Below are 22,526 nucleotides of genomic sequence, written 5' to 3' on the forward strand. Positions count from 1 at the left end.
AACCACGTAGAAGAGGGAAACACTTGGCAGCTTGGTAGGGGGCTAAACAGGGAATGCCTGCAAAAGTGCAGTCTTTTTCTAAAAAAATGGTTCGTTTGAGCGAAAAGCCTGCGATTGTGCAGGAATTTTCGGCTAAAACGAATCAGAGCCCATGTTCGCGGCGAAAAGCCTGCACATTTGCAGGAATATGCCGTAGCCAGCGTTTCCACCGGGCAAAAACTGTACTTTTGCAGGTTTTCTTCATGACTAGAAAGAGTCAATTTGCAGCGCGGAAAAAACTGTTCACAAAGGCTACACGCATTGTTCAATATTTGGCCGAGCAAATAACTCCTTAGAGTCATGCCGAACCGAGGGCTTCGGGATACAATGGATCAACACGAGGTGATAGCGATGAATCAAGCGTACAAATTACTGATTGCAGACGACGAGAAGCGCATGCGCAACCTGATCCGCATGTATCTGGAACGCGACGGAGCGCTGATCGAAGAGGCTGACGACGGGGAACAGGCCGTCATGAAAGCGACGAGTACCCATTACGATATTATTATCATGGATTGGATGATGCCTGCCCTGAGCGGACTGGACGCCTGCCGCATCATTAAAGAGATCAATAAAACGCCTGTCATTCTTCTGACAGGCAAACATGAGGAAACCGACCGTTTGCTCGGCTTCGAGGCGGGTATTGACGATTACATGACCAAGCCCTTCAGCCCCCGCGAGCTATCCCTGCGCATTCGGGCCATTCTCAAACGCTCCAATCCCGGCATCTTCTGGTCCGGGGGGTCGGGCATCAGCGATCAAATCGTGTTCAAGCACCTGGTTATCGATCACAAATCCCGTCGCGTACTCTCCAAAGACCGGCAAATCCCGCTTACTTTGAAGGAATACGAGCTGCTGCGCCACTTCTCGCTGCATATCGGAAAAACGTTTACGCGCGAGGCTTTGTTCAAAGAGGTCTGGAACTATGAAGCCGGCGGCGACCGCCGGACGGTCGATACGCATATCAAGCGGATACGCGAGAAGCTGCAAACCGCTTCGCCGGAAGCCGCTTCCATGATTCGAACGGTCTGGGGGATCGGCTACCGGATGGATGATATTCAGTAACCGGCCGGCGCTTCCGCCAGCCCGGGACCGAGGCCGAGAGCCGCAGGCGGACTATTTCTTGTCGGCCAACCAGCCCGCCAACGCCTGAACGTCCTCATCCTTGAGCTTGGACTTGAAAGTCGGCATGCCTCCTCCGCCGTCTTGAATTTTGGCGGCGATCTGCTCCTTGCTCAGCTTGTCCCCGACCTTTTGCAATCCGGGGCCGATCTTGCCTTCCAGATTGCCGCCATGACAGGACATGCAGTTGCTTTTGTAAACAGCTTCCGCATTCGCCGTGCCTGAGGCGGGAGTCGCGGAAGATGCGCCCGCCGGCTCCCGGTTCCCGTGGTTCTCGTGACCGGCGTTTGAACCGCACCCTGACAAAGCAATCAGCGCTCCGACTGCGATGATTCCCGCTGCCGTTGATATGGTTTTTTTGCTCATGCTCATCGCCCTCCGCTCTTATTTATTCGCCATCCAGCCCTGCTCGAACACATAACGGGTCAACTGTACCCTGTTGTCCATCTGGAGCTTTTGCATAATGTTTTTCAAATGGTTTTTCACCGTATGCTCCGAGATGCCGAGCGCTTCGGAAATTTCCCGGTTGGAGCGGCCGCTGGCCACCCATTCGAGAATTTCTTGCTCTCTTGCCGTAAGCGAATGGTTCTGCGGCCCCGGCTTCTCTTTCGGAGAAAACTCCCTCAGCAAACGCAGCGCCAGCTCCCTTGACATCGGCGCCTCGTCCACAGCCACCGCTTTCAAATATTCGTGCCAAGCGTTCGGGCTGAGATTTTTCAGCAAATAGCCTTGCGCCCCTTTTTTCAGCGCCTCGAACAGATGCGTAATGTCGTCGGATACCGTCACCATCACGATTTTGACATAAGGAAACTTGCCTTTGATCAGCTTGGCCGCATCAAGCCCGTCCATCTGCGGCATGTTGATGTCCATGAGCAGCAAATCCGGCATCCATTCCTCCGTTAGGCGGATCGCTTCCAACCCATTTCGCCCTTCGGCGACAATTTCAAAAGAAGGGTCCATTTCCAAGATGTCCCTCATACCCTCTCTGGCATGATGATGATCGTCGACAATGACGACCCGAAACGGCTGTATCATTTAAGAAACCTCCTTCCTGATTTCCACTCGCGTTGTCCCTTGCCCGCTCTGAATCGCCAACTTCCAGCCCATTTCAAAAGCCCGCTCTTTCATAATTTTCAAGCCGTACCGGTCGCGATGCTGAAACGGATCTTCGGCCAGCCCAAGACCGTCGTCCGACACATAGCATACCCAGCCTCCCCCGTTCTCCACTTTACTGACGATCGCGACATGGCGCGCTTGGGCATGCTTGCGCACATTCAGCAGCGCTTCCCGGATAGAAGCGTACAGCTCGACCTTTTCCTTCACCGACAGCCGGTCCTCGGCAAGCTCCCATTCCCATGTGGCGGCAATTCCCGATTCCTGCACAAAATCCTTGACCATATTTTCCAAATACTGCTGCCAAGGCAAGGCGTCCGGATCTGTCGGGTGACGCAAATTCGCGATTGCCTGGCGGACGTATTCATTGACCTGGTGGGCGGTTTTGCGCAGGCTCTTCGCTTTGTCCGTCAATCCTCCGTCCTGGCGATCCAGTTGATCCATCTTCACCGACATTAAAAACAGCGACTGGGCGATGCCGTCATGAAGCTCTCTGGCGATTTTTTCCCGTTCTTTTGCAGCCGCTTGGCGGGACCGTTCCCGGTTCAGCTCCTCCTGAGTCTTCTCAAGCATGGAAAACAGCTTCAACAGAAAAGTGATGCTCACTCCGAACTCGATAAGGGGCGCAAGCCAATTTCCAAGCTCCATCGAGATGTATTCAAGAAACCAATGGTGTCTGGTGTACTCCCACACTGCCAGCGTCACTGTCGGAATGATCAGGATCAGCCATTTGATTTGTTTATACGACATTCTGCTTGTCCTTTCTTAAGCCTCGGAAGGCCGAAATTGGACGTCATCGTCCGGTTCTTCCCTCTTCTCCTTGCGGTACCAGCCAAAAAAGACGAGAGCGAGCGTAACTCCGTAAATGATTTCCTGCATGATTTTCATAATAACCCCGCCAAGCTGCTGATCCTCGTACGGTGAAAGAAATCCCGCAAGACGCGGCACATCCACCTCGGAAAAGTAAAAAGGCGTACACAAAATGTGCGGTCCTTCCGTATAGACCTTATAAAGCGTGGAAGATGCGAAAATGATGCAGGCGCAGGCCGGCGTAAGCAAAATTCCGTTCATGAAAATGAAGCCTATTTTCTTCAAGCCCAATAATTCGCCGCCCTCTTCCAGCGGACTGAGAATCGGCGTCCACATGCAGAAGGCAGTGACCAGCAATATCAAATGTGCTGCGTTATGAACCGCGAAATTGGACATCGCCAAATCGAAAATCGGGGGCCAGTGATAGACGGAGAAAAAGAAATTGAACAAAAGAAGCGCTGGAACCGGCTTTGTCAATAGGGCATACACCCGGCCTAAGACGGGAATCTTTCTCGCATATTGAAAAAAGCTTCTCGGCAAGCCCGCCAAAATCAAAGGCGGCATAAGCAAATATAAAATGGACTGCTGCAGCATATGGGCGCTGAACAGCAAATGGCCGAGAACGTTAAGCGGCCCGCCAAAACCGATGTAAAAGCACAGGCAGCCCGCCACAAACATCAGCTTTCTTCCGGCGGTTACGGATTGAACCAGGCCTGCCTCTCCTCCTGCGGCAGCCGGTACCGTCATCACGTAGTACAATGCCGCCAAACCGCCGATCAGGAAAATTTCAGGAGTGAACATGGCGTGGGCTCCGAACAAATTCAGAAGTATCGAGAATTCCAACCAATCGCCTCCTTGTTTCCCCTTTCTTATTACTATACTCAAATCCACTTTTTTCAAAATGACTCAAAAGAGCTATTAATCGGGCGTTCGTTCCACTTTCTGTCATTAAATATTCACAAATCGATGTCCGCATAGCACTTTCTGGTCATGGCAGCTTGTTTGCAAACGGGTATACTAGCTAAGAATATTTTGTACAGAGGAGTGGTTGCCTTCATGAGAAGAGCGTATACGGCGCTTATTGCGCTCGCCCTCGTTCTGGCCGGATGCAAAAGCGGTTCGGACATGGGCGATATGGATATGTCCTCCATGAACCAGGCCGGCATGCAGCCGATTGCAGCGGACATTCAAGTAAGTCCCGATCAGCCGAAAAGCGGGGAAACCGTCCGTTTTCAGGCCAAAATTACACAGGACGGCAAATATGTCGCTTCCGTCAAAGAGGTCAAATTCGAATTTTGGAAAGAAGGGCAAACCGCAGAACACGAAATACTGAAGGGAACTAAACAGGAGACAGGCATTTTCGGCATCGATAAAGCGTTTAAAGATGAAGGCACTTATCATATCAAAGCGCATGTAACCGCTGCCGGCATGCATACGATGCCCCAGCAGGAATTCGTGATCGCTCCTAAATGAGGTGAATTGTACAGATGATGGTTAGCGCTTCCAAAAAAACAGGGCTTCGAATCGCGACCGCCGCCTTGCTCGCTGCAATCGCGGTTTGCGCTGTGCTGTGGTTTCGCCAAGGGACAGCTCCGCTTCCAGTCGTGAAAAAAGCGCCCGAGTTTACTTTGCAAAACTTGCAAGGAGAAGACGTTGCGTTCGCCGGTACGAACGGCAAGGTGCGTTTGGTCGAATTTTTCTTTGCCAACTGCACCGACATTTGTCCCGCGACGACCTCCAACATGGTACTGATGCAAAACAATTTAAAGAAAAAGGGGCTCTTCGGCAGCAAAGTGGAATTTATCAGCATCACCTTCGATCCCGAACGCGATACCCCGGAAGCGCTGGGCGAGTACATCAGGATGATGGGCATCGATCAAGCGGCCGGCTGGCACATGCTGCGCGGCACGGAGGACGGCGTCCGCCGGATCGCCAACGATTACGGGCTTATGGTCGTCAAGCAGAAGGACGGACAGTTCGCCCACTCCATCCGCTCTCTGTTTCTCGTCGATCAGGAAGGCTCGATCCGCAAAGTTTTCGATATGGGAGAAACGATGGACAACACGGAGATTGAAAAGGCGATCGGCCAATTAGTCAAAGCGGGCGCGGTTTGATGTTGGAAAGCGAGGATTCCGCCGTCCAGCGCGACGGCGGGCGGTGAGGTCCGGAGGCGCGTGGGACGTGCCCCCGAGGCGTTGCGTCAGCGGCGCATGTCGGCGGGCGGCCGCCGCGCGGGGCTCGACAATACACGGGGCGGGTGCCGCCGATGCGTGGCGGTGGGCAACCACAGCTCGGGTGGACCGGAGGCGCGCGGGCGCGACAATCCACGGGGCGGGTACCGCCGATGCGTGGTGGTGGGCAACCCCCGCTCGGGGGAACCGGAGGCGCGTGGCCGCGACAATCCGCGGGGCGGGTGCCGCCGATGCGTGGTGGCGGGCGGGCAAAAGCTCGCCCGCTTTGACGGCGCGGGGGCGCCCTCCAATGCCGGGTTGCCGGGCATGCACAGAAAGCCTGCGAAAGCGCAGGCTTTTTGGGCCACCCGACGTCGACACCCGGCGATAGCCCATATGCCTAACTGCGCGAAGAAAGCCTGCAAAAGTGCAGGTTTTTTGCCCGTTGATACGCCGCAACGGAAAATTCCTGCAATTGTGCAGGCTTTTAGCCGGGCACACAGGCTCAGGTTCATTTTCTTCGAAAATTCCTGCACTTTCGCAGGCTTTTCGCCCAAATGAACCTTTTCCCCGGAAAAAACCTGCACTTTTGCAGGTTTTCCCTCGCCTCGCCTAGCCGGCCTGGCCCACCAAACCGCCTCATGATCCCCCGGCGGCATCGACGCAACGCGCCCCCCCCCGGAGGATGCGCGTCACATCGATGCACGCCGGGAGAGACGCGCGTCGGAAAAGTGCGGCCGCCACCGCCTTCGGAGCACCTCGCTCCACCTCCACCTCCACGGCAAGCGAGCGGGCGGATGCCTGCAGCGCTCCTCCCAAAGCTATTGGCGCCCGCCTCCGCCCGGTGCGACGAAGCGGAACAGGAACGCCTGCTCATAGGCGAACTGCAAATGATCAGCCGTATGCAGGTACCACTTTTTATCCGGCGATAAATCGACGAACCCCGCGGGAATCATGCGGCGGACGCCTACCTGGAAGCCTGCTCTGAAAAAGGCGTCGGCCACCGTATCGAGCGTATGCTCCTGCATCGGAATGGACGCATTGCCGTTGATTTTGTCCCGGATCGCCGGCAGGCTCGGATTTCCCGTATAGTCGGTAAAGGTCGCGTAATAGACGCCGCCGGGCTTTAGCGACTTGCGAATCTTTTGCGCGTGCTCATCCAAATCCGGAATCAAATAGAGAACGGCCAGGCTAAACGCATAATCGAAGCGGTGGGCGAACTGCTCCGGCTGCGAGGTTGCCAAATACCGGATGGGCAAATCCCCTTTGCGGCTGTTCGCCACCTCGATGGATTTTCGCGCCAGATCCGTGCCTATGGCTTCTTTGAAAGGTCGCAGCTCATAAAGCAGCCGCAAAAAACCGCCCTGATTGCAGCCAAAATCGAGAATGCTGCTTTCGCGCAAATCCTCCTCGGGGATAAAACCGAGCACCCGCCGCCAATGGGCCTGATGATCGTCCTCCATCCCCTGGTCCCCTTCGTTTTGATGACGCCACCACATGTCGTACAGCATTTCTTTTTCCAATGTCATGCCTCCTCATTAGTTACACATTCAATCGTCCTTGCTGCGGCTGCCCGGTTTGGATAAAACGGCACAGCCCGCCAAAATCATCACGCCGCCCGCCGCCGTTATCGGATCAGGCGCCAAGCCCCACAGCAGGAAATCAAACAACGCGCTGACCGCGATGCCCGAATAGCCGACGGCCTGGACGACAATCGCATTTTCATGCGTAAAGGCTTTCGTCAAGAAAACTTGTCCGAGCAAAATGGATTTCAATCCGTTCCCGTATCTGACGATGATTCGCGCATCGGGCTGGACGACAGACTTGAGCTCTTCGAGAATCTCCAGTTTGTTGCCGACAAGGGACGCAACCATGACATGAGTCGCCTCCTGCACAAAGGGCAAATTGCGCAGCCGGTCTCCCGAAAATCGAATCTTGGATTGCAGCCCTGCCGATTCGGCGACCCTTCCGCCCAGATAAACGGCCTCGTCGTCAATGTCCAGGCATACTACGTCTGCGCCAGTTTCCTTGACAATCGTTAAAGCCGATAGCGGAAAAGCGCCCGAACCGATAAACAGCACTTTGGAGCGATGGTCGATTGCAAAATACTTGACCTCCTCGCTAATGGAATTCGCAAGCGCAGCCATGTACTCGCTGATATTCAAATTCTTTTCCAGCGCGCAAAGCGACTGATATTTCTCGACATCGCACAGCGCTTGAATCGAAGTTTGACGCAATTGTTCGCCATGCAGCCTTATTTCTTCATAACGCTCCAACTGTCTCCAAAGCCGTTCGTTCTCGTCGCTGACCATAAACTGGCAGAGGTCATCCAATTTCGTCCGGAGAAGTTCAAAGCAATCCGAACACTCCTTTGAATAATCGTTCAACAGCCTGATTTCGTATTCAAGCGTTTGCAGGGATAACAAATATGCATATTTATTTACCACTTAACTCCCTTCTTCCTGGAAAAAAGTCCCGTTTCGGCTTCTATTATATATAATGGATCGCAAAGCAAAATGACCCATAAGAGTCATGAAGTCACAGAAATTATGAACTTTTTGTGGTAAATACTTGAAGTAATCCCTAAATGAAGGAAACCTCCCCTTTAAGCAGGCTGCTTATGAGCAAACCTTTAGAAGACCTGTGGAAGTCAGGTTACGCACTAATCTGCCCGACTTCACACTAATCGCCGACCACATACCAATCTGCCGACCGCACACTAATCTACCCGACCACACACTAATCTGCTCAACCGCACACTAATCTGCCAACCACACACTAATCTTCCGACCGCATACTAATCTACCCGACCACACACTAATCTACTCAACCGCACACTAATCTGCCGACTGCACACTAATCTACTCAACCACACACTAATCCACTCAACTACACACTAATCTGCCGACCACACACTGTTCTGCTCGACCGCACACCTAATCTACCCGACCACACACTAATCTGCTCAACTACACACTGATCTGCCAACCGCACACTAATCTGCCTGACTGTACATTGGCTGCACTCAAAAAACCCGCAAAAATGCAGGTTTTTGCTCCATCTTGCGCGTGCCTCGGACAATTCCTGCAATTGTGCAGGCTTTTTGCCAGAAACGTGGGCTCGGCTTCACTTTCAGCGGAAATTCCTGCACTTTCGCAGGCTTTTCACCAAAATGGGCCATTGTCGCGGAAAAAGCCTGCACTTTTGCAGGTTTTCTCCCGCTCGGCCTGCCAAGCCGCCTCGCACCCTCCGCCGTGCAGCCGTGCTGCCAAGCCGCCCCGCAGCCAGCGCTGCGCTGCGCGGGAGCATGCGGCGCGCGCCGGGTAGAGCGGCTGCGCCAAACCAAAGGGGAACCACTCGAACATGGTTCCCCCACTCATAACAAAACCGGGAAGACAAGCCCCCCGGTTTTGTTTGCTTCTATGAATTCGGCCGCACGAAGTCGGCCATCGAACGAACCGCGATGCGGCCGGGCGATGCCGGCACGAACGGCTTCCCGCCTGCATCGCGGGCATAAAACTCGACCGTGCGCGGCTCATTGGGCAGCAGGTCGAAGAAATTGTCGCTGAAGATGCCTTCGACTTCCGCAGAGATCCAGACCTGCTTCGCCAGCACATCCGTGCGCAGCACGTATTTGCCGTCGGCGGCTTCCGTCACTTCAATCGCCGGCATGCTCAGACGCAAATCCTTGACAGGCGTCAAGTAATGCTCTTTGCTGTCGATGACGCGCCCGTCCCGCCCGAGCAATCTGGCGTACACCAGCACCGCCGAGGCGTTGCGCCCTTCCAGAAGCGATTCGGCGTCCAGCGACGCCGTTTTCGTGCTGCCATTCGCCTCCACGCGGACAGGATACTGCGCCTGCTCCAGCACTTCGCCGTAAAAGGTCAGCAGTTGAATATCGACTTGCCCGGTAACCGGCTCCATAAGATCGGAAACGACATAAAAGTCGAGCCGCCCTCCGGCCGATCCGTCGATGGACAGCAGCACGTCCCGGAAGCTGCGCTTCGCGTAATATTGCAGCGCCTTCCAGCGGCCGTAGTAATCCATCCCTGCCCATGAAGCGACTGGCCAGCAATCGTTCATTTGCCAATACAGCGAGCCCATGCAAAACGGTTTTTGGCGGCGGTGCGCTTCGATCGCCGTTTTCATCGCTTCCGCCTGCAGCACCTGGCTTACATACAAAAACGACGGGAAATCGTTCGGCTCGCTGAAATACAGCTCCATATATTGCCGGATAAGCTGGTTGCCCCGGGCATTTTTCTGGTGGGCGAGCATCACTTCCGATTCCAGCGCCAGATCCGCTTCCGCCGCATAAGTCCTCACCGATTTCAGCTCGGGAAACGATTGGAACCCGTATTCGCTCATAAACCGGCCGACATGAACGTTATATTTGTCAAAAGGCTCCAGCTGATGCCATACGCCCCAATAATGGATATCGCCGCTCGTCGATTTGTTGAAAGCATGCTGGCTGCCGTCTCCGGTAAGCCCGCGCATCGGCGAAGAAGGCCAGTAGGACGCGCCGGGATGCCACGCATTTACAGCCTCGGGCAAAATACGGTGAAAAATATGCTCGTAATCTTCCCATATGCGCTCGCGCTGCTCGGCCGTATAATCCTTTTTCCAACCCCATCCCGCATGCTCGTCGTAATGCGACCACGCCGTATCGATTTCGTTGTTGCCGCACCACAGCGCAATACACGGATGATTGCGAAGCCGCTTGACGTTCTCTTCGGCCTCCTGCCTCACATTGTCCAAAAACGCCGCATCGCCCGGGTACATGCTGCAAGCGAACATAAAATCCTGCCAGACCAAAATACCGTACTCATCGCACAGCGAATAAAAAGCGTCCGCTTCATAAATGCCGCCGCCCCACACGCGCAGCATGTTCATGTTCGACTCGGCTGCGGTCGCAACCTCGTGCCGGTAATTGTCATAAGTGATTTCGCTCAAAAAGCTGTCGTTCGGAATATGGTTGGCACCTTTGGCAAATACAGCCACTCCGTTTAGTTGTATATAAAACGAAGTGCCTCCGCCCTGCGCGTCCCGCTCCGTAACCAGCTTCACCGTTCTGAGGCCGGTGACCGTTGTCCGTTCGCAAACCGCTTGACCTTGGCGAACAAGCTCCGTTCGGAACGTATACATGTCCTGGCTGCCAAGCCCTCTGCACCACCAAAGCCTCGGCTCGGCGATTTGCGCGTCAAGCTCGACCAACTGCCGGCCGGGCTGCAGCCTGACCTCCCTGCTCCAGGACATGGAGTCCGCCGAAAGCTTCAACACGCCTTCCCAGGCGGCGTCGCTTTCGATTTCGGCGACCGCCGTCAGCAGGGCCTCTTCTCCGGAAACCGCGCGCTGCCGGATGAACACGTCCGCCAGCCGGACGCCGGACCAACCCTCCAGGCGGGCTTCCCGCCAAATGCCGCTCGTCACAAAGCGCGGTCCCCAGTCCCAACCGTAATGATACGGCGCCTTGCGGGCGAACACGCTTATTTTGCGATCGCCCAATCCCCCGGCTTCGGATTGGTCGTTCGTGGCCGGCAGCGGATAGCCCAGTTGCTCAAGCTTGGGCAAATCTTCGCGAACCGGCGAACGAAACCGAATCCGCACCTTGTTGGCCCCCTCCCGCACGATGTGCCGAACGTCCGCTTTCCAGGTGCGGAACATGTTGTCCGCCGACAGAACGCGGCGTTCGTTCACATAAACGTCCGCATACGTATCCAGCCCATCGAATACAAGATGCAGATTCGTATGCCGGAGCGCTTCATCGGAAATATGCAGCTGTGTCTCATATTCCCAGTCCTGCTTGTCGATCCACTGCAGATCGCGTTCATTCGTCCCGTAGAACGGCTGCGCAATCATGCCATTCCGCAGCAAATCGGTATGCACGCAGCCCGGCACCTTGGCCGGAAGCCACCGCTCCCCGTCGCACGCTTTAAATACCCATTCGCTCAAAAGCAGGTTTACCGGTCTTGCCGGGTTTGCTCGGTTTACTTGGTTCATTTCCGCCTCCACTGTGACTCCATCCATTTGATTTTCTCTCTTCCGCGGACCGGCGTTTCCGGCCGAATGCGGCTAAGGCTCCTTCTCGAATTGCGAGCCACTCCGATCCGCGTAGGACTGAAGTGGCTCCGTTGCCTGCATGTATAGTAGTCGGATTTTTACTTGCTCAGCTTCGCTTCCGCCGCTTTGCCTTTTTCCACGAGTGTATTATAGGCTTGATCCAGCGTCGATTTGTTGAACATGACCGCTTCCATCTCGGATTTGTACGTTTTCACGAAATCTTCCGCGCCCGCAGGAGCCGGATAGAACGGCAGCGCCTTTTCCTTGGCGGCGCCCAGCAGCTCTTTGCCGAACAAATCGCTTTTGCTTAATGTAGGCTGCAGCTCTTTGAACACCGCTTCATCGATCGGAATACCGCGCGTCGTGCCCAAAATTTTGCCGTTCTCCTTATCGGAAATAAACCATTTGATGAATTGCTTCGCCTGCTCTTTGCTTTGGGAATTCGCCGATACGGAGAGGAAGATCGTCGACTGCGCCCAGCCGCCGCCTTTCACGCCTGTCGGGACGCTGGTAACGGCCAATTTGCCCGGAAGCATCGCTTCGACAACGCCTACGGAACCGACGGACGCCGATCTCAGCATAACGGTGCCGTTGCCGAGAGAGTCGAGCTTCGGATCGTTTTCTTTAAAGGATAATTGCTGGTCCGCGGAAGGCACAACGCCGTCTTTGCGGAATTGGGCGTAAATATTTTGGAACTCGTACCATGTGTCTTTATCCAGATTGAACTTGGAACCGTCCTGGAAAATCGGGCCTTTGCCTTTGGACGTTTGATAGTATTGATACCATTCCCAAATGTTCGTCATATCGTCGATCGGGTACTTGTCCTTGGGCAGCTTCGAACGGGACTCTTTGGCATAGGCGAAAAAGTCCTCCCACGTCCAGTTGCTCGCCGGCAGCTTGATGCCTGCTGCAGCCAGCGCCTCTTTGTTGTATACGACGCCTTGACCGTTAAGGCTGAGCGGGACGCCGTACATCTTGCCGTTGATTTTGACGTTTTCCAGCACTTTCGGATCGACGATGCCCGTCAAATCAATGTCCGACAGATCGGCCAGCAGCCCTCTTTTTACGTAGCCCTGAATGTAAGCCGCGTCCATTTGCAGCACATCGGGCATCGAATTCGACGCAGCCAAAGTTGGCATTTTTTCCCAATATCCGTCCCAAGCCGTATATTCCGGCGTGAAGGTGACCTGCGGAACGTTTTTCGTATATAAATCAAGAGCTTTCAGCGTGGCGTCATGGCGGGCCTGCGAGCCCCACCACATCATTTTCAGCTTGGCCGCCTTCCCCGGTTGGGACGTTTGTGCCGCCTTGCCCGCCGCCGGGCTTCCCTGGGCAGTATCCGCCTGTTTGGAGCCGCAGCCCGTCAAAGCTACCATCGAGGCGAGCATTGCAACGGAAACGCCTTTTACCCACGGTTGTTTCATTTTCATCTGAAAAACACTCCCTTTTTATTTAAATTTAAGTGTAACCGTCGTCAGAACTTGCTTTACCCTTTGATGCCCGTAGTCGCGATCCCTTCGACAAAATGCTTTTGAGCCGTGAAAAATACGATGGCCGAAGGCAAAACCGACAGCAGCGACATGGCGAGCAGTTGGCCCCATTGAATTTCGAACTGGTCGATAAACATGCGCAGCGCCAAGCCGACCGTAAATTTCTCAATGGAGCTTAAATACAACAGCTGTGCGAAAAAGTCGTCCCAGCTCCAGAGGAAGGTGAAGATGCCTACCGTAACCAGGGCCGGCTTGATCAATGGCGCGATGACCCGGAAAAAGATGCCGTACACGGAAGCCCCGTCGATTTGCGCCGCTTCGTCCAGCTCCTTCGGTATGCCGCGAATAAACTGCACGACGAGGAATACGAAGAACGCCCCGCCGCCGAAAAAATGCGGCAATATGAGCGGAATATAGCTGTTCACAAGGCCAAGCTTGTTGTACAAAATATATTGCGGCACGACCGTCACCTGCGTCGGAAGCATCATCGTCAGCAGCAGGATGGAAAACCAGAACCCGCGCAGCTTGAACTGCAGCCGGCCAAAGCCGTAGCCTACCAACGCCGCCGTTGTCACACCGCCCAGGACGTTCCAAAACTCCATAAGCAGCGTATTGGCAAAAAACTTGGCGAACGTGAACTCTTTCGAATAGGTCCAGCCTTTCGTGTAATTTTCCCATATAAACTGATGCGGCCAAATGGTCGGCAGCCCGAACTCCGTCGAATCCTTGAAAGAAGCCCCGATCCACCAAAACACGGGATACATCATCAGAATCGCGAAAGGGAGCAAAATCAGATGAACCTTGAGTCCTGAAAGACGTTCTCTGCTTGTCATTTCGATTTCCCCCCTTCAGCTTCGTAAAAGACCCAGTACTTCGAAGCCAGGAAGTTGATCGCCGTAAACAGCGCGATAATCAGCAGCAAAATCCAGGCCAGCGCCGAGGCGTAACCCATTTCATACTGTTTGAACGCTTTCTCGTACAGAAACAGCACGTACATATACGTTGAGTTGGCAGGTCCGCCGGGCCCGCCGGGCGGAATGACGAAAGCGGATGTAAACATCTGGAAGGAATTGATAATACCGAGCACGAGATTGAAAAACATGACGGGCGAAAGCATCGGCAGCGTAATATGGAAAAACTTGCGAATGCCGCCCGCTCCGTCCACGGAAGCGGATTCATAAAGATCTTTCGGAATTTGCTTCAAGCCGGCCAAAAAAATGACCATCGTGGAGCCGAACTGCCACGCATTCAAAATAATAAGCGTTCCCAGCGCAGTGGCAGGATTGGACACCCAGCCGATCCCCTCGATGCCGAACCAGCCAAGAACGTGATTGATGTAGCCGTCCAGGCCGAACATATTTCTCCACAATGCGGATACCGCGATACTTCCGCCGATCAGGGAAGGAAAGTAAATCGCCGTCCGGTACCAGCTCATGCCGCGAATGTTTTTGTTCAGCAAAATCGCCACCATCAAGGAAAAAAACAGCTTGACAGGAACCGCGATCAAGACGAATGTGAACGTCACGGAAAGCGATTTCAAAAATAACCGGTCCTTGAGGAAAATGTTGCTGTAGTTCTCCGTTCCGATCCATGACGGAGAATCGAGCAGCGAATACTCCGTAAACGATAAATAGAACGACTGTACCGTGGGCCAAAGCGTGAGCAGCAAAAACCCGAGCAGCCACGGAGCGATAAATACATAACCTGCAACATTATGCTCGCCCGAGTTGCGCAATTTGCGTTTTTTTGTCGTCATGGCATTACCTCTTTCAGTGTGGGATCCGAATAGCTCCTTTTAATCCTATGAAACTAATAGTAGTGCTTAATCAACTATTAGTCAACTAAAATTTTAGTTTTATTATGTTTACAAAATGAAATTTAAATTTACTTAAAGCGCTTTAATTAATAACTTTAAAAAATCTGAAGCGGCCGTTCACGACAAACAAAAAAACTTTTCGAAAACGATTCCTCTTAAATCGTCTGCGAAAAGTTTTTGCTCTGCGTTGCATGATGATAGCTGTCAGGCGCGCCCGCCGGGCGGCGTATCGACGCTTTCCCGGGCCATTAAACCGCTTTGCAGCAATATTTTTTCATAGGGCATAAGCGGATTGTCGAGCCTCCATTGCAGGATGTCCACGGCTTTCATGCCCAGCGCCTCTTTCTCGACGTCAATCGTAGTCAGCCCGGGAAAATCTCTCAGTATATCGCTGTTGTTATCAAAGCCTGCAAGAGAGCAGTCCTCCGGCACCCGCAGTCCCATCTTCGTTAAAGCCCGCAGCGCCAGCAGCGCGATCTGATCGTTGGCGCAAACGAAGGCAGTCGGAAAGCTTTTGCGCGGAATCGATTGTAAACCTAACAAAAGCCTATCGATATTTTCATCGTCAAACGTCGGCTTTACGCTCAGCAGTTCCTTGTTCGGCACATAGGGCAGCTCATTTTCGTCCATAACGGAACGAAACCCGCTCCAGCGGTCAAAAAAGCTTCTCGAATAGTGTATCTCGCCGATAAACTGAATATGGGCGTGCCCTTTGCCTAACATAAACTTCGTCATTTTGCGCATGAGATCGAAGTTGTTGACGAACACGCTGTCGGATTCGATCAAATCGTCTTCATGATCGATCAGAACGGTAGGAATCGCTTTGTTTCTCAGCTCCATCAGCATCGGGGTCGATATGTAGCCGACGCCGATCACGCCGAGCAGCCCTTCCGGCTTCATCACCAGATTGAAATTGCGCGGCGAATCGTCGGAAATCAAAATAGCGCCGATGCCTCGCGCTTCCAAAAATTTGTAAACGCCGTCAAGCACTTTGCCCCAATACCCGGATTCCCTGTTCTGGATTCGGATATTGGAGAACAGAACACCTGCAATTTTATGATCGTTTTCCTCCTGCACGCTGCTCTGAAGCTTCTTGATGCTCTTTTGGTTCAAGTAGCCCAAATTCGAGGCAAGCTCGAAAATTTTTTCCCTGGTGACCGCACTGATGCCCGGCTTGCCGGACAGCGCCTTGGACACCGCATATTTGGAAACTCCGATTCGGTCAGCGATTTCCTGCATGGTCACCTTCTTGTTTCTCACCAAATCGTATCACTCCAAGTCGTTAAAATCCGAACCGTTTGTCACCTTTGTAAACCAAACGTTATCCTGCTCATCATAACAAATTCGTTCAAAAATGTACACAACGTTATCGTCCGGTACCCCACGGGCGGCCAGATCCGCATACGAAAGCGCTGCCTCGAAAGGCAGCGCTTTGACTTTCAGCCGGTTGCTTTTCCTTGCGGGAATGTGCGGCTGCGGCAAAATGAGGTTGCTGCGTTTGTAAGCTACCTCGCGCAGCTCCTAGAGTCTGTCCGATGAACCACGTAGAAGGTATATATGCAAAAAATGACAGTCATTATGCAGCGTGAGCGGCAATATATACAGTCATGATTCACCCGGTATGCACAAAAGTAACTCCGTCGGACAGACTCCCATCGCGCGGCGTGTGCTGCATGACTGCGGCCGGTCGAACAGATAACGCGGTTCGCTGTACGCAAAACCTGCAAAAGTGCTCAAAAGTGAAAGTGCCGGGCTTTTTCGATGGAGGTGATTCGTTTTTGGGAAAAACCTGCAAAAGTGCAGGAATTTTCGACGGAAGCGGTTCATTTTTGGAAAAGCCTGCAATTGTGCAGGAATTTTCGGCCATTGAGGCTCCAAACGCGAGTTTAGGGGATAATTCCTGCAGTTTTGCAGGAATTTATCGAGGGACGCGTATCTGCGGGCAAAAAACTGTACTTTCGCAGGTTTTCCGCTCGCTCCCCAATGATGGGCCTGCCAACAATCTCCTATTCGCAGGTATTCTGCATGTGAGATGCTGCTGCAGTGAAGCGCCGGACGCCGGGAATCGAGCGTAAAAGAAAAAACAGACAGCCCCGTTGTGCCGAGTCTGTCTGTCGTTGTTCTCTACCAGCGGAACAAGACGCCGTGGTAATCGTCCTTTCGATTGCGGAGCCCTTCATAAGCGGCAGGCGCATCCTCCGGTACCAGTATATGGCTGATCAACGGCTGGATGTGCAGTTTGTTCGTCTGCATCAGGCGAAATACGATTTGCGAATTACGCACGAGCGAATGCTTGACGAACGGGTCGGGCCTCAGCGGGAACCGCCATTCGTGCGCCCCTTTGTACGTAATGCAGCCATGCCCGTTCAAATGGATGTGATTCAGCAAATCCGTCGCATTCGTCTGATATTCGCCGCGCGGACTGCCGAGCAAAACAACTTCGCCGTATTGCCCCACCCAGGAAGCGCTGTCGACAGCCACCTTCGGTACCCCTGTCGCTTCGATCAGCGTCGATACGCCTTTCCCGTCCGTCAGTTCCCTGATTCGCATCCCTGTGTCCGAACCTGACGGCAGGGCAAACTCCACCCGGCATTCGCGCGCAAGCTGCAGCCGGTTAGGGGAAAGGTCAACGCCGATCACCGACGCGCCCTGCAATCCGGCCAATTGCGAGGCCATATTTCCGATCAGGCCAAGCCCGGTCACGGCGACGTAATCGCCCAGTTCGATTTGCGAGACGCGAATGCTCGTCATGGCCACAGTCGCCATCCGGGTAAAAGGCACCCAGGACAGCTCCAAATCGGCCGGAACTTTCAGCATGACCCCGTCTGCGCTGTCCACTTCGTACAGGGCGTGCTTGCCGTAGTGAAACACGATATCCCCGACCTCGAACTCCGCTGCCTCCGGGCCTTTGTCCACAATTTCGCTGACGGCCGCATATCCCGGCACGGCGGGCATCGGGAACCAGCTCTCCCCGCCCGACAAGCAGGCGAGCTCCGTTCCGGGGCTGATCAGCGTGTACGCCTTCTTGAGCAAAACCTGCTTGCCCGTCAGCTTCGGGAAATTGTCCGTTTTTTGCTGAAGCTCAACCTTCCATGGCGCGGTAAAGACGATTTGTTTATTTTCCATGGCGCTTTCTTCTCCTCTGTTGTTCAAATTTTGTACCCGTCGTGCCCTGGATACGAGCGAATCCCGGGCGTGCATTGCAGCGCCGCCAGCCCTCTGCCGGGCTGCGCGAAGAAAACCTGCAAAAATACATCTTTTTTGCCGCTAATACACCGGCCGCGAAACAATTCCTGCAATTGTGCAGGTTTTTCGCCGGGCGCAAAGGCTCAGGTTCATTTCCATCGAAAATTCCTGCACAATCGCAGGCTTTTCGCCAAAATGAACCTTTTTCCCGGACAAAGCCTGCACTTTTGCAGGTTTTGTCCCCGGCCTGGCCTGCCAAGCCGCCTCACGGCCCTCCGTCGTGCAGCGCCCCGCTGCGTGCTATACCCTTCGCCGTGCATCACCCCGCTCCGCGCAGTGCAGTGCCCCCCGCCATGCAGCAGCCCGCTGCGCGCAGTACCCTCCGCCGTGCAGCGCCCCGCTCCGTGCTGTACCCCCGTCGTACGACGCCGCAACCCGCTCCGAGACTTGTTGGGAGAGGCAGGCGTTCTCTCCGGCCCTTCCACGCAGGCTGATTTTGCAAGTTTGCGCGTCTCTCTCAGCCCGCTAACGTACGGCTTGTCCGCCGGCGAAAAACGCTCCATCGAGCTCTTTTCGAAAATGAGCGTTCGCCAATCAGAATGCTGCCAGCCACGCGTTTTATCACTGTAATGTGGTAAAAAAGAGCAATTTCGCAGAACAACCCTGCAAAAATCGCTCTTTTCATAGCGGATCGTTTATAGGCCCGCTGCGGAAAACACCTTATCGAATCCCGCTTTGGATCGCTGGACAAGGCTTTCGGGCGTGCCCGCAGGCGGTTCCGCGGATAATATCTCCTGGGCGACGACGCCCCGGTATCCGATTTTGTGCAGCCCTTGCAAAAAGCCGGCCAAATCGATGACGCCCTCGCCGGGGTAAATGCGTCCGTTGTCGAGCGCTTCCTCAACCGGGACGTCCGGCGCGTCGTTGATGTGGACATGGACGATTTGCTCGGCGCGCAGACGCTCGATGTCACCGACCGTCGAACCGTTCGTATACCAGTGGAACGAATCGAACAGCAAGCCCACACTGCGCTCCCCGATCGCATCGATCCAATCAAGCGTTTCATCGATCGTCCAGATGAACGGGTTCGCCCAGCAGGTCCGCAAATGGTGCGGCCCGACGAATTCCAGCGCGAGGCGGATGCCGTACGCGCCGAGAATTTGCGCGCAGGTGCGCAGCCGCCGCGTTGCCAGCGCCATGAAGTGCGCCGCTTTCAGGTCGGTCGACGGCAATATGTAGGTGCAGCAGCTCGCGCACCCCAACGCGGCCGCGGCGGCAGCCGACTGCGCCAGCTTGCCGACGCCGTCAAGGAACGCTTCCTCGCTCGTCCGCCATTCGACCGGAAGTCCGAATGCGCCGACGACGACGCCATGCTTTTGCAGCAACGCCTTCGCTCCTTCAACACCGTGACGCTCCACAAGCGCCAGGGCATCCAAATCGACCGATTGAAAACCGTATTCGGCCGCCAATTCGATGAACCGCTCGTCGCTCTCTATTTGTCCCAGCCCAGACCGGGTTAATCCTCTCAGCATTTGCTATGCCCCCTCCGATTCGTCCAAATTCCAGTTCAGCTTCACTTCATTGCCGGTACGGGACGATTCGTAAATCGCATCCAGCACCAGATTGTTCGTGAGTCCGCTCAAAGCCGAAGCAATCGGCTCCTTGCCTTCACGGATGCACGCCAAAAAATGGCGGCTCAGGCGCAGACGCTCACCCTCGTCGTTCTCCGGCCTGCGCAGCTCGGTTTCGATCGCCCGGTCGAACTTTTCGGTCAGCAGCTTGCCCTGCGCACCGCGATAGCTGGCTCCGCCTTCCGAGCCCATCAAATGCACGAACGGTGTGTTGTCGGTATCCATGTGCACGGCCCAGCTTACTTCCAGCGACAGCGTGCTGCCGTTGTCCATTTTGATCAGCGCCGTCGCCAAATCTTCCACATCGTAGATGCCGTTCCAATCCGGTTTCCCCCAGGTGCCGATCCCTTTGCGGCGGGGGCCGAACTCCGCGTAAGTCGCGCCGTAGACGGAGACGGGCTTCGGATTGCCCATCAGGTACAGCGCGAGATCCAGCATATGCACGCCGATGTCGATCAGCGGACCGCCGCCGGATTGGTCCATCCGCGTGAACCATGTCCCCCAGCCGGGAATCCCCTTGCGCCGGAACCAGCCGGCTTTGGCCGTATAAATATGGCCGAGCTCACCCCGCTGCGCCTGCTCCTTGATTTGCATCGGAACGGCTTCCCAGCGCATTTGGTGGCCGATCATGACGACCTTGTCGGCAGCCCGGCTAGCCTTCCAAATTTGCCGCGCCGCAGCTGAATTGATGCCCATCGGCTTTTCCAGCAGCACATGCTTGCCGGCTTCGATCGCCTGCACCGCAAGCGGCGCATGGAACTGGTTCGGCACGCCGATAATGACCGCATCCACATCGGGGCTTTGAATCAGCGCCTCGGGGGACGCCGCAACGTTGGCGATGCCGTGTTCTTTCGCCCTGGCTTCCGCAAGCGGCAAATAGGCATCGGTTATCGCAGTAATTTCGCACTCATCGGCCAGTTTGGAAAATTGCTCGATATGTACGCCCCCGATATTCCCGGCGCCTATAATTCCGATCCTCACTTTATTGCTCACTGCCATTTCTGTTCCTCCTTAACGCATAAGCTGAGTATGTATCCTGTTCCTCTGCCATTTATGGTAAGATAAAAACAAAAAGAAAGCGTACCGTATTTTTCGAAAAACGTCCCAATTTTTCGGAGGACCACAAACATGACTTACTTTCCCGCTTATTTGAAAACGTATCCAAATATGCATTCGGCGTTCCCGTTTCATCTCAGCCTGCACCGACTTGAGCACGGCTTTCGCGCTCACCGCCACGATTTTCTGGAGTTTTCCTACGTTGTGGAAGGCGGCGGGTCCGAGGCGATCAACGGAATGCGCCATCCGATGCTGCCCGGAACATTCACGTTCGTCTTGCCGTACCAGGTACACGAGCTGTTCACCGATCCCGGAAGCACTCTGGTGCTGTACAACTGCGAGTTCAGCATGGATCTGCTGATGGAAGCAAGCGCCGAGGAAGGATTGTCCGGCCTCATCAACGACGCCGACCCGCTTCCCGCCTACGTACAGCTGGGCGAGCAAGAGCAGGCGCGGATGCGGCTCTTATTGGAAGACATGTTCCGGGAATACCAAGGGGATGAGCGCTGGCGGCGCACGCTTTTGCAGGCGAAGCTTAAGGAAATTTTGATCCGCTTCGACCGCTGCCGAAGGTCAGACGGCCAGCCCTCATCGGCGGCAGCGCCCGCATCCAAAGCCAGCCTGTCGGTATGGCCGATCATTCACTACATCCACAGCAGCTACCAGGAGGAGCTGTCGCTGTCCGATCTGTCCGCGCGGTTCTCGATGAGCGTGTCCCGAATCAGCGAAGTCATCAAGCAAACGACCGGGCAAACGTTCGTTCATTTTTTGCACGATTTGCGCCTCCGCCACGCCTGCAGCCTGCTTGTGTCCACCGACATGAGCGTTGCGGAAATCGCCCACGAAGTCGGGTACGGCTCGTACAAGACGTTCTCCCGCATTTTCCGGGAAAGCAAAGGCGTCGTGCCGAAAGATTACCGCAAATTGAAAATGGCCGGAGGCGCCAAAACGCTTTAGGCGGTCAGTCCGCCACCGCCACCGAATGCCGGACAGTCAGTGCCGCGGGGACGCCCCACTTCAAAAACGGCTGCTCCTTCGGCTCCATCAGCAGCCACGCCACGGCGGCATCGCACATGCCGGCTTTATCCACTTGCATCGTCGTCAGCGGCGGGTCCGACGTCTCCGAAAGAGCCAGCCCGTCAAATCCGATGACGGACATGTCCTCGGGAACCCGGATGCCGCGCTCGCGCAGCGCCGTGATCAGCAGCAGCGCGATCCTGTCATTCCCGCAAAAGAACGCCGTCGGCCGCTCGGCCAGCCCGTCCAAAAAAGCGTCCAGTTCCTCCGCAGTAAAGGAAAAACCCGCAGACTCCAGCAAACAAAAATCCGCGCGCTCCGCGGCTCCGCTCTCCCGCATCGCCTTCCAATAACCGAACCACCGCTCCTCATGGCTCGTCGTCAAGTTCGTCGGGCCGATAAACCCGATGCGCGTATGGCCGCAGCCGAGCAAATAGCGGACCGCTTCATATGCCCCCTCGATATTGGCCGAAGTCACGACCGGACCGGGGAGGCCGCGATGATAGGAATCGAACATCAGAACCGGACCGCAGCGCTGCCGGACCATCTCGGCGTATTCCCGATCCACAATCCCGAACAAAATCATTCCCCGCGAAGGAAGCGTAAGCACCAGCTCGGGCAGCTTCAGCCGCTTTTCCATCTCATCGCTGATTCTCAAAATAACGGCGTTGAACCCTTTTTCCCCGAGCCGTTTTTCCAGCCCCCAGATCAGATCGTGGTAAAACAAAAAATGATCGTTATCCTCATAGCTCATAATTCGATCCGGGACAAGCACCGGCACAGCCGCATGCTCCTGCCGCTGCGGACCTCCGGCTTCCGCCACCATGCCGTAGCCCAGATCCCGGGCGGCCTGCAGCACCTCCTGCCTGAGCTGCTCGCTGACGCCCTTTTTGCCGGACAGCGCCAAAGAAACGGCATTTTTGGAGACGGCAAGCTTATCCGCAATATCCTGCATCGAAACTTTTTTCGGCCTTGGCATGATGTTCATTTCCTCCCGCTTATGATACAATCAACATAG

At 54.8% G+C, this 22,526-nt stretch carries 24 protein-coding genes; 6 read left to right on the forward strand and 18 right to left on the reverse strand.

The features are described from left to right. The first annotated feature begins 53 nt into the window (after window positions 1-53). Together AC3G2T_RS20605 and AC3G2T_RS20610 are read left to right on the forward strand one after the other, a co-directional pair. Entirely contained in the window at window positions 54-335 is a 282-nt protein-coding gene (locus AC3G2T_RS20605; RefSeq protein ID WP_488436705.1) for a hypothetical protein, read from the forward strand. A gap of 55 nt (window positions 336-390) precedes the next feature. Then, entirely contained in the window at window positions 391-1,104 is a 714-nt protein-coding gene (locus AC3G2T_RS20610; RefSeq protein WP_488436706.1) for a response regulator transcription factor, read from the forward strand. A 51-nt stretch (window positions 1,105-1,155) separates the two neighbouring features. On the opposite strand, the gene AC3G2T_RS20615 is transcribed toward AC3G2T_RS20610, so the two are convergent. The 4 genes from AC3G2T_RS20615 to AC3G2T_RS20630 are packed head-to-tail and all read right to left on the reverse strand — an operon-like array spanning window position 1,156 to window position 3,927. Next, entirely contained in the window at window positions 1,156-1,527 is a 372-nt protein-coding gene (locus AC3G2T_RS20615) for a c-type cytochrome (protein ID WP_488436707.1), read from the reverse strand. An 18-nt stretch (window positions 1,528-1,545) separates the two neighbouring features. Next, entirely contained in the window at window positions 1,546-2,196 is a 651-nt protein-coding gene (locus AC3G2T_RS20620) for a response regulator (RefSeq protein WP_488436708.1), read from the reverse strand. Further along, entirely contained in the window at window positions 2,197-3,024 is an 828-nt protein-coding gene (locus AC3G2T_RS20625; protein WP_488436709.1) for a sensor histidine kinase, read from the reverse strand. Between the two features lie 15 nt (window positions 3,025-3,039). Continuing rightward, entirely contained in the window at window positions 3,040-3,927 is an 888-nt protein-coding gene (locus AC3G2T_RS20630) for a cytochrome c oxidase assembly protein (protein WP_488436710.1), read from the reverse strand. Window positions 3,928-4,140: 213 nt separating this feature from the next. Between AC3G2T_RS20630 and AC3G2T_RS20635 the strand changes: the two genes are divergently transcribed. Next, on the forward strand, window positions 4,141-4,557 hold the full coding sequence (locus AC3G2T_RS20635) for a FixH family protein (RefSeq protein ID WP_488436711.1): 417 nt from the start codon (window positions 4,141-4,143) through the stop codon (window positions 4,555-4,557). Window positions 4,558-4,571: 14 nt separating this feature from the next. Beyond that, window positions 4,572-5,198, forward strand: coding sequence for an SCO family protein (locus tag AC3G2T_RS20640; RefSeq protein ID WP_488436712.1), 627 nt, complete (start codon window positions 4,572-4,574; stop codon window positions 5,196-5,198). 878 nt (window positions 5,199-6,076) lie between these two features. Here the strand turns inward: AC3G2T_RS20640 and AC3G2T_RS20645 are convergent. The 9 genes from AC3G2T_RS20645 to AC3G2T_RS20685 form a co-directional block, all read right to left on the reverse strand. After that, window positions 6,077-6,778 carry a class I SAM-dependent methyltransferase gene (locus tag AC3G2T_RS20645; RefSeq protein WP_488436713.1) on the reverse strand — a complete coding sequence of 234 codons (702 nt, stop codon included), beginning with the start codon at window positions 6,776-6,778 and terminating at the stop codon, window positions 6,077-6,079. A 27-nt stretch (window positions 6,779-6,805) separates the two neighbouring features. Next, the gene (locus AC3G2T_RS20650) at window positions 6,806-7,702 is read right to left on the reverse strand and encodes a nicotianamine synthase family protein (RefSeq protein WP_488436714.1); all 897 of its coding nucleotides are present in this window, start codon (window positions 7,700-7,702) and stop codon (window positions 6,806-6,808) included. Window positions 7,703-8,280: 578 nt separating this feature from the next. Next, window positions 8,281-8,457, reverse strand: coding sequence for a hypothetical protein (locus AC3G2T_RS20655; protein ID WP_488436715.1), 177 nt, complete (start codon window positions 8,455-8,457; stop codon window positions 8,281-8,283). Between the two features lie 218 nt (window positions 8,458-8,675). Beyond that, window positions 8,676-11,252 carry a beta-mannosidase gene (locus AC3G2T_RS20660; protein ID WP_488436801.1) on the reverse strand — a complete coding sequence of 859 codons (2,577 nt, stop codon included), beginning with the start codon at window positions 11,250-11,252 and terminating at the stop codon, window positions 8,676-8,678. A 158-nt stretch (window positions 11,253-11,410) separates the two neighbouring features. Continuing rightward, entirely contained in the window at window positions 11,411-12,742 is a 1,332-nt protein-coding gene (locus AC3G2T_RS20665; RefSeq protein WP_474684678.1) for an ABC transporter substrate-binding protein, read from the reverse strand. A gap of 56 nt (window positions 12,743-12,798) precedes the next feature. Then, a complete protein-coding gene (locus AC3G2T_RS20670; protein WP_488436716.1) occupies window positions 12,799-13,635 on the reverse strand; it encodes a carbohydrate ABC transporter permease in 837 nt (278 codons plus the stop codon). After that, the gene (locus tag AC3G2T_RS20675; RefSeq protein ID WP_488436717.1) at window positions 13,632-14,558 is read right to left on the reverse strand and encodes a carbohydrate ABC transporter permease; all 927 of its coding nucleotides are present in this window, start codon (window positions 14,556-14,558) and stop codon (window positions 13,632-13,634) included. The genes AC3G2T_RS20670 and AC3G2T_RS20675 overlap by 4 nt, the downstream gene beginning before the upstream one ends. A 264-nt stretch (window positions 14,559-14,822) precedes the next feature. Then, the gene (locus tag AC3G2T_RS20680) at window positions 14,823-15,878 is read right to left on the reverse strand and encodes a LacI family DNA-binding transcriptional regulator (RefSeq protein WP_488436802.1); all 1,056 of its coding nucleotides are present in this window, start codon (window positions 15,876-15,878) and stop codon (window positions 14,823-14,825) included. Between the two features lie 9 nt (window positions 15,879-15,887). Beyond that, window positions 15,888-16,100, reverse strand: coding sequence for a hypothetical protein (locus tag AC3G2T_RS20685; protein ID WP_488436718.1), 213 nt, complete (start codon window positions 16,098-16,100; stop codon window positions 15,888-15,890). Window positions 16,101-16,291: 191 nt separating this feature from the next. Here AC3G2T_RS20685 and AC3G2T_RS20690 point away from each other — a divergent pair, with 191 nt between their 5' ends. Beyond that, complete coding sequence (locus tag AC3G2T_RS20690) at window positions 16,292-16,693, forward strand: hypothetical protein (protein ID WP_488436719.1); 402 nt, start codon at window positions 16,292-16,294, stop codon at window positions 16,691-16,693. A gap of 49 nt (window positions 16,694-16,742) precedes the next feature. Here the strand turns inward: AC3G2T_RS20690 and AC3G2T_RS20695 are convergent, their stop codons facing one another. The 4 genes from AC3G2T_RS20695 to AC3G2T_RS20710 form a co-directional block, all read right to left on the reverse strand. Next, the gene (locus AC3G2T_RS20695) at window positions 16,743-17,744 is read right to left on the reverse strand and encodes a zinc-dependent alcohol dehydrogenase (RefSeq protein ID WP_488436720.1); all 1,002 of its coding nucleotides are present in this window, start codon (window positions 17,742-17,744) and stop codon (window positions 16,743-16,745) included. Beyond that, complete coding sequence (locus tag AC3G2T_RS20700) at window positions 17,734-18,063, reverse strand: hypothetical protein (RefSeq protein ID WP_474684671.1); 330 nt, start codon at window positions 18,061-18,063, stop codon at window positions 17,734-17,736. Before AC3G2T_RS20700 ends, AC3G2T_RS20695 begins: the two co-directional genes overlap by 11 nt. Before the next feature lie 436 nt (window positions 18,064-18,499). Next, entirely contained in the window at window positions 18,500-19,336 is an 837-nt protein-coding gene (locus AC3G2T_RS20705) for a sugar phosphate isomerase/epimerase family protein (RefSeq protein ID WP_488436721.1), read from the reverse strand. 3 nt (window positions 19,337-19,339) lie between these two features. After that, complete coding sequence (locus AC3G2T_RS20710) at window positions 19,340-20,434, reverse strand: Gfo/Idh/MocA family protein (protein ID WP_488436722.1); 1,095 nt, start codon at window positions 20,432-20,434, stop codon at window positions 19,340-19,342. Between the two features lie 129 nt (window positions 20,435-20,563). Between AC3G2T_RS20710 and AC3G2T_RS20715 the strand changes: the two genes are divergently transcribed. Continuing rightward, window positions 20,564-21,448, forward strand: a complete 885-nt coding sequence (locus tag AC3G2T_RS20715; protein WP_474684668.1) for a helix-turn-helix domain-containing protein — start codon at window positions 20,564-20,566, stop codon at window positions 21,446-21,448. Between the two features lie 4 nt (window positions 21,449-21,452). Here AC3G2T_RS20715 and AC3G2T_RS20720 read toward each other — a convergent pair whose 3' ends face one another. Beyond that, complete coding sequence (locus tag AC3G2T_RS20720; RefSeq protein WP_488436723.1) at window positions 21,453-22,487, reverse strand: LacI family DNA-binding transcriptional regulator; 1,035 nt, start codon at window positions 22,485-22,487, stop codon at window positions 21,453-21,455. Between the last annotated feature and the right edge of the window lie 39 nt (window positions 22,488-22,526).

The sequence above is a fragment of the Paenibacillus sp. sgz302191 genome, from assembly GCF_057749925.1.

Coding starts and splice junctions, on each gene's coding strand:
- AC3G2T_RS20605 (WP_488436705.1), top strand. CDS start 54: ATGCCTGCAAAAGTGCAGTCTTTTTCTAAAAAAATGGTTCGTTTGAGC.
- AC3G2T_RS20610 (WP_488436706.1), top strand. CDS start 391: ATGAATCAAGCGTACAAATTACTGATTGCAGACGACGAGAAGCGCATG.
- AC3G2T_RS20615 (WP_488436707.1), bottom strand. CDS start 1,527: ATGAGCAAAAAAACCATATCAACGGCAGCGGGAATCATCGCAGTCGGA.
- AC3G2T_RS20620 (WP_488436708.1), bottom strand. CDS start 2,196: ATGATACAGCCGTTTCGGGTCGTCATTGTCGACGATCATCATCATGCC.
- AC3G2T_RS20625 (WP_488436709.1), bottom strand. CDS start 3,024: ATGTCGTATAAACAAATCAAATGGCTGATCCTGATCATTCCGACAGTG.
- AC3G2T_RS20635 (WP_488436711.1), top strand. CDS start 4,141: ATGAGAAGAGCGTATACGGCGCTTATTGCGCTCGCCCTCGTTCTGGCC.
- AC3G2T_RS20640 (WP_488436712.1), top strand. CDS start 4,572: ATGATGGTTAGCGCTTCCAAAAAAACAGGGCTTCGAATCGCGACCGCC.
- AC3G2T_RS20660 (WP_488436801.1), bottom strand. CDS start 11,252: ATGAACCAAGTAAACCGAGCAAACCCGGCAAGACCGGTAAACCTGCTT.
- AC3G2T_RS20665 (WP_474684678.1), bottom strand. CDS start 12,742: ATGAAAATGAAACAACCGTGGGTAAAAGGCGTTTCCGTTGCAATGCTC.
- AC3G2T_RS20670 (WP_488436716.1), bottom strand. CDS start 13,635: ATGACAAGCAGAGAACGTCTTTCAGGACTCAAGGTTCATCTGATTTTG.
- AC3G2T_RS20675 (WP_488436717.1), bottom strand. CDS start 14,558: ATGACGACAAAAAAACGCAAATTGCGCAACTCGGGCGAGCATAATGTT.
- AC3G2T_RS20690 (WP_488436719.1), top strand. CDS start 16,292: ATGACTGCGGCCGGTCGAACAGATAACGCGGTTCGCTGTACGCAAAAC.
- AC3G2T_RS20695 (WP_488436720.1), bottom strand. CDS start 17,744: ATGGAAAATAAACAAATCGTCTTTACCGCGCCATGGAAGGTTGAGCTT.
- AC3G2T_RS20705 (WP_488436721.1), bottom strand. CDS start 19,336: ATGCTGAGAGGATTAACCCGGTCTGGGCTGGGACAAATAGAGAGCGAC.
- AC3G2T_RS20710 (WP_488436722.1), bottom strand. CDS start 20,434: ATGGCAGTGAGCAATAAAGTGAGGATCGGAATTATAGGCGCCGGGAAT.
- AC3G2T_RS20715 (WP_474684668.1), top strand. CDS start 20,564: ATGACTTACTTTCCCGCTTATTTGAAAACGTATCCAAATATGCATTCG.
- AC3G2T_RS20720 (WP_488436723.1), bottom strand. CDS start 22,487: ATGCCAAGGCCGAAAAAAGTTTCGATGCAGGATATTGCGGATAAGCTT.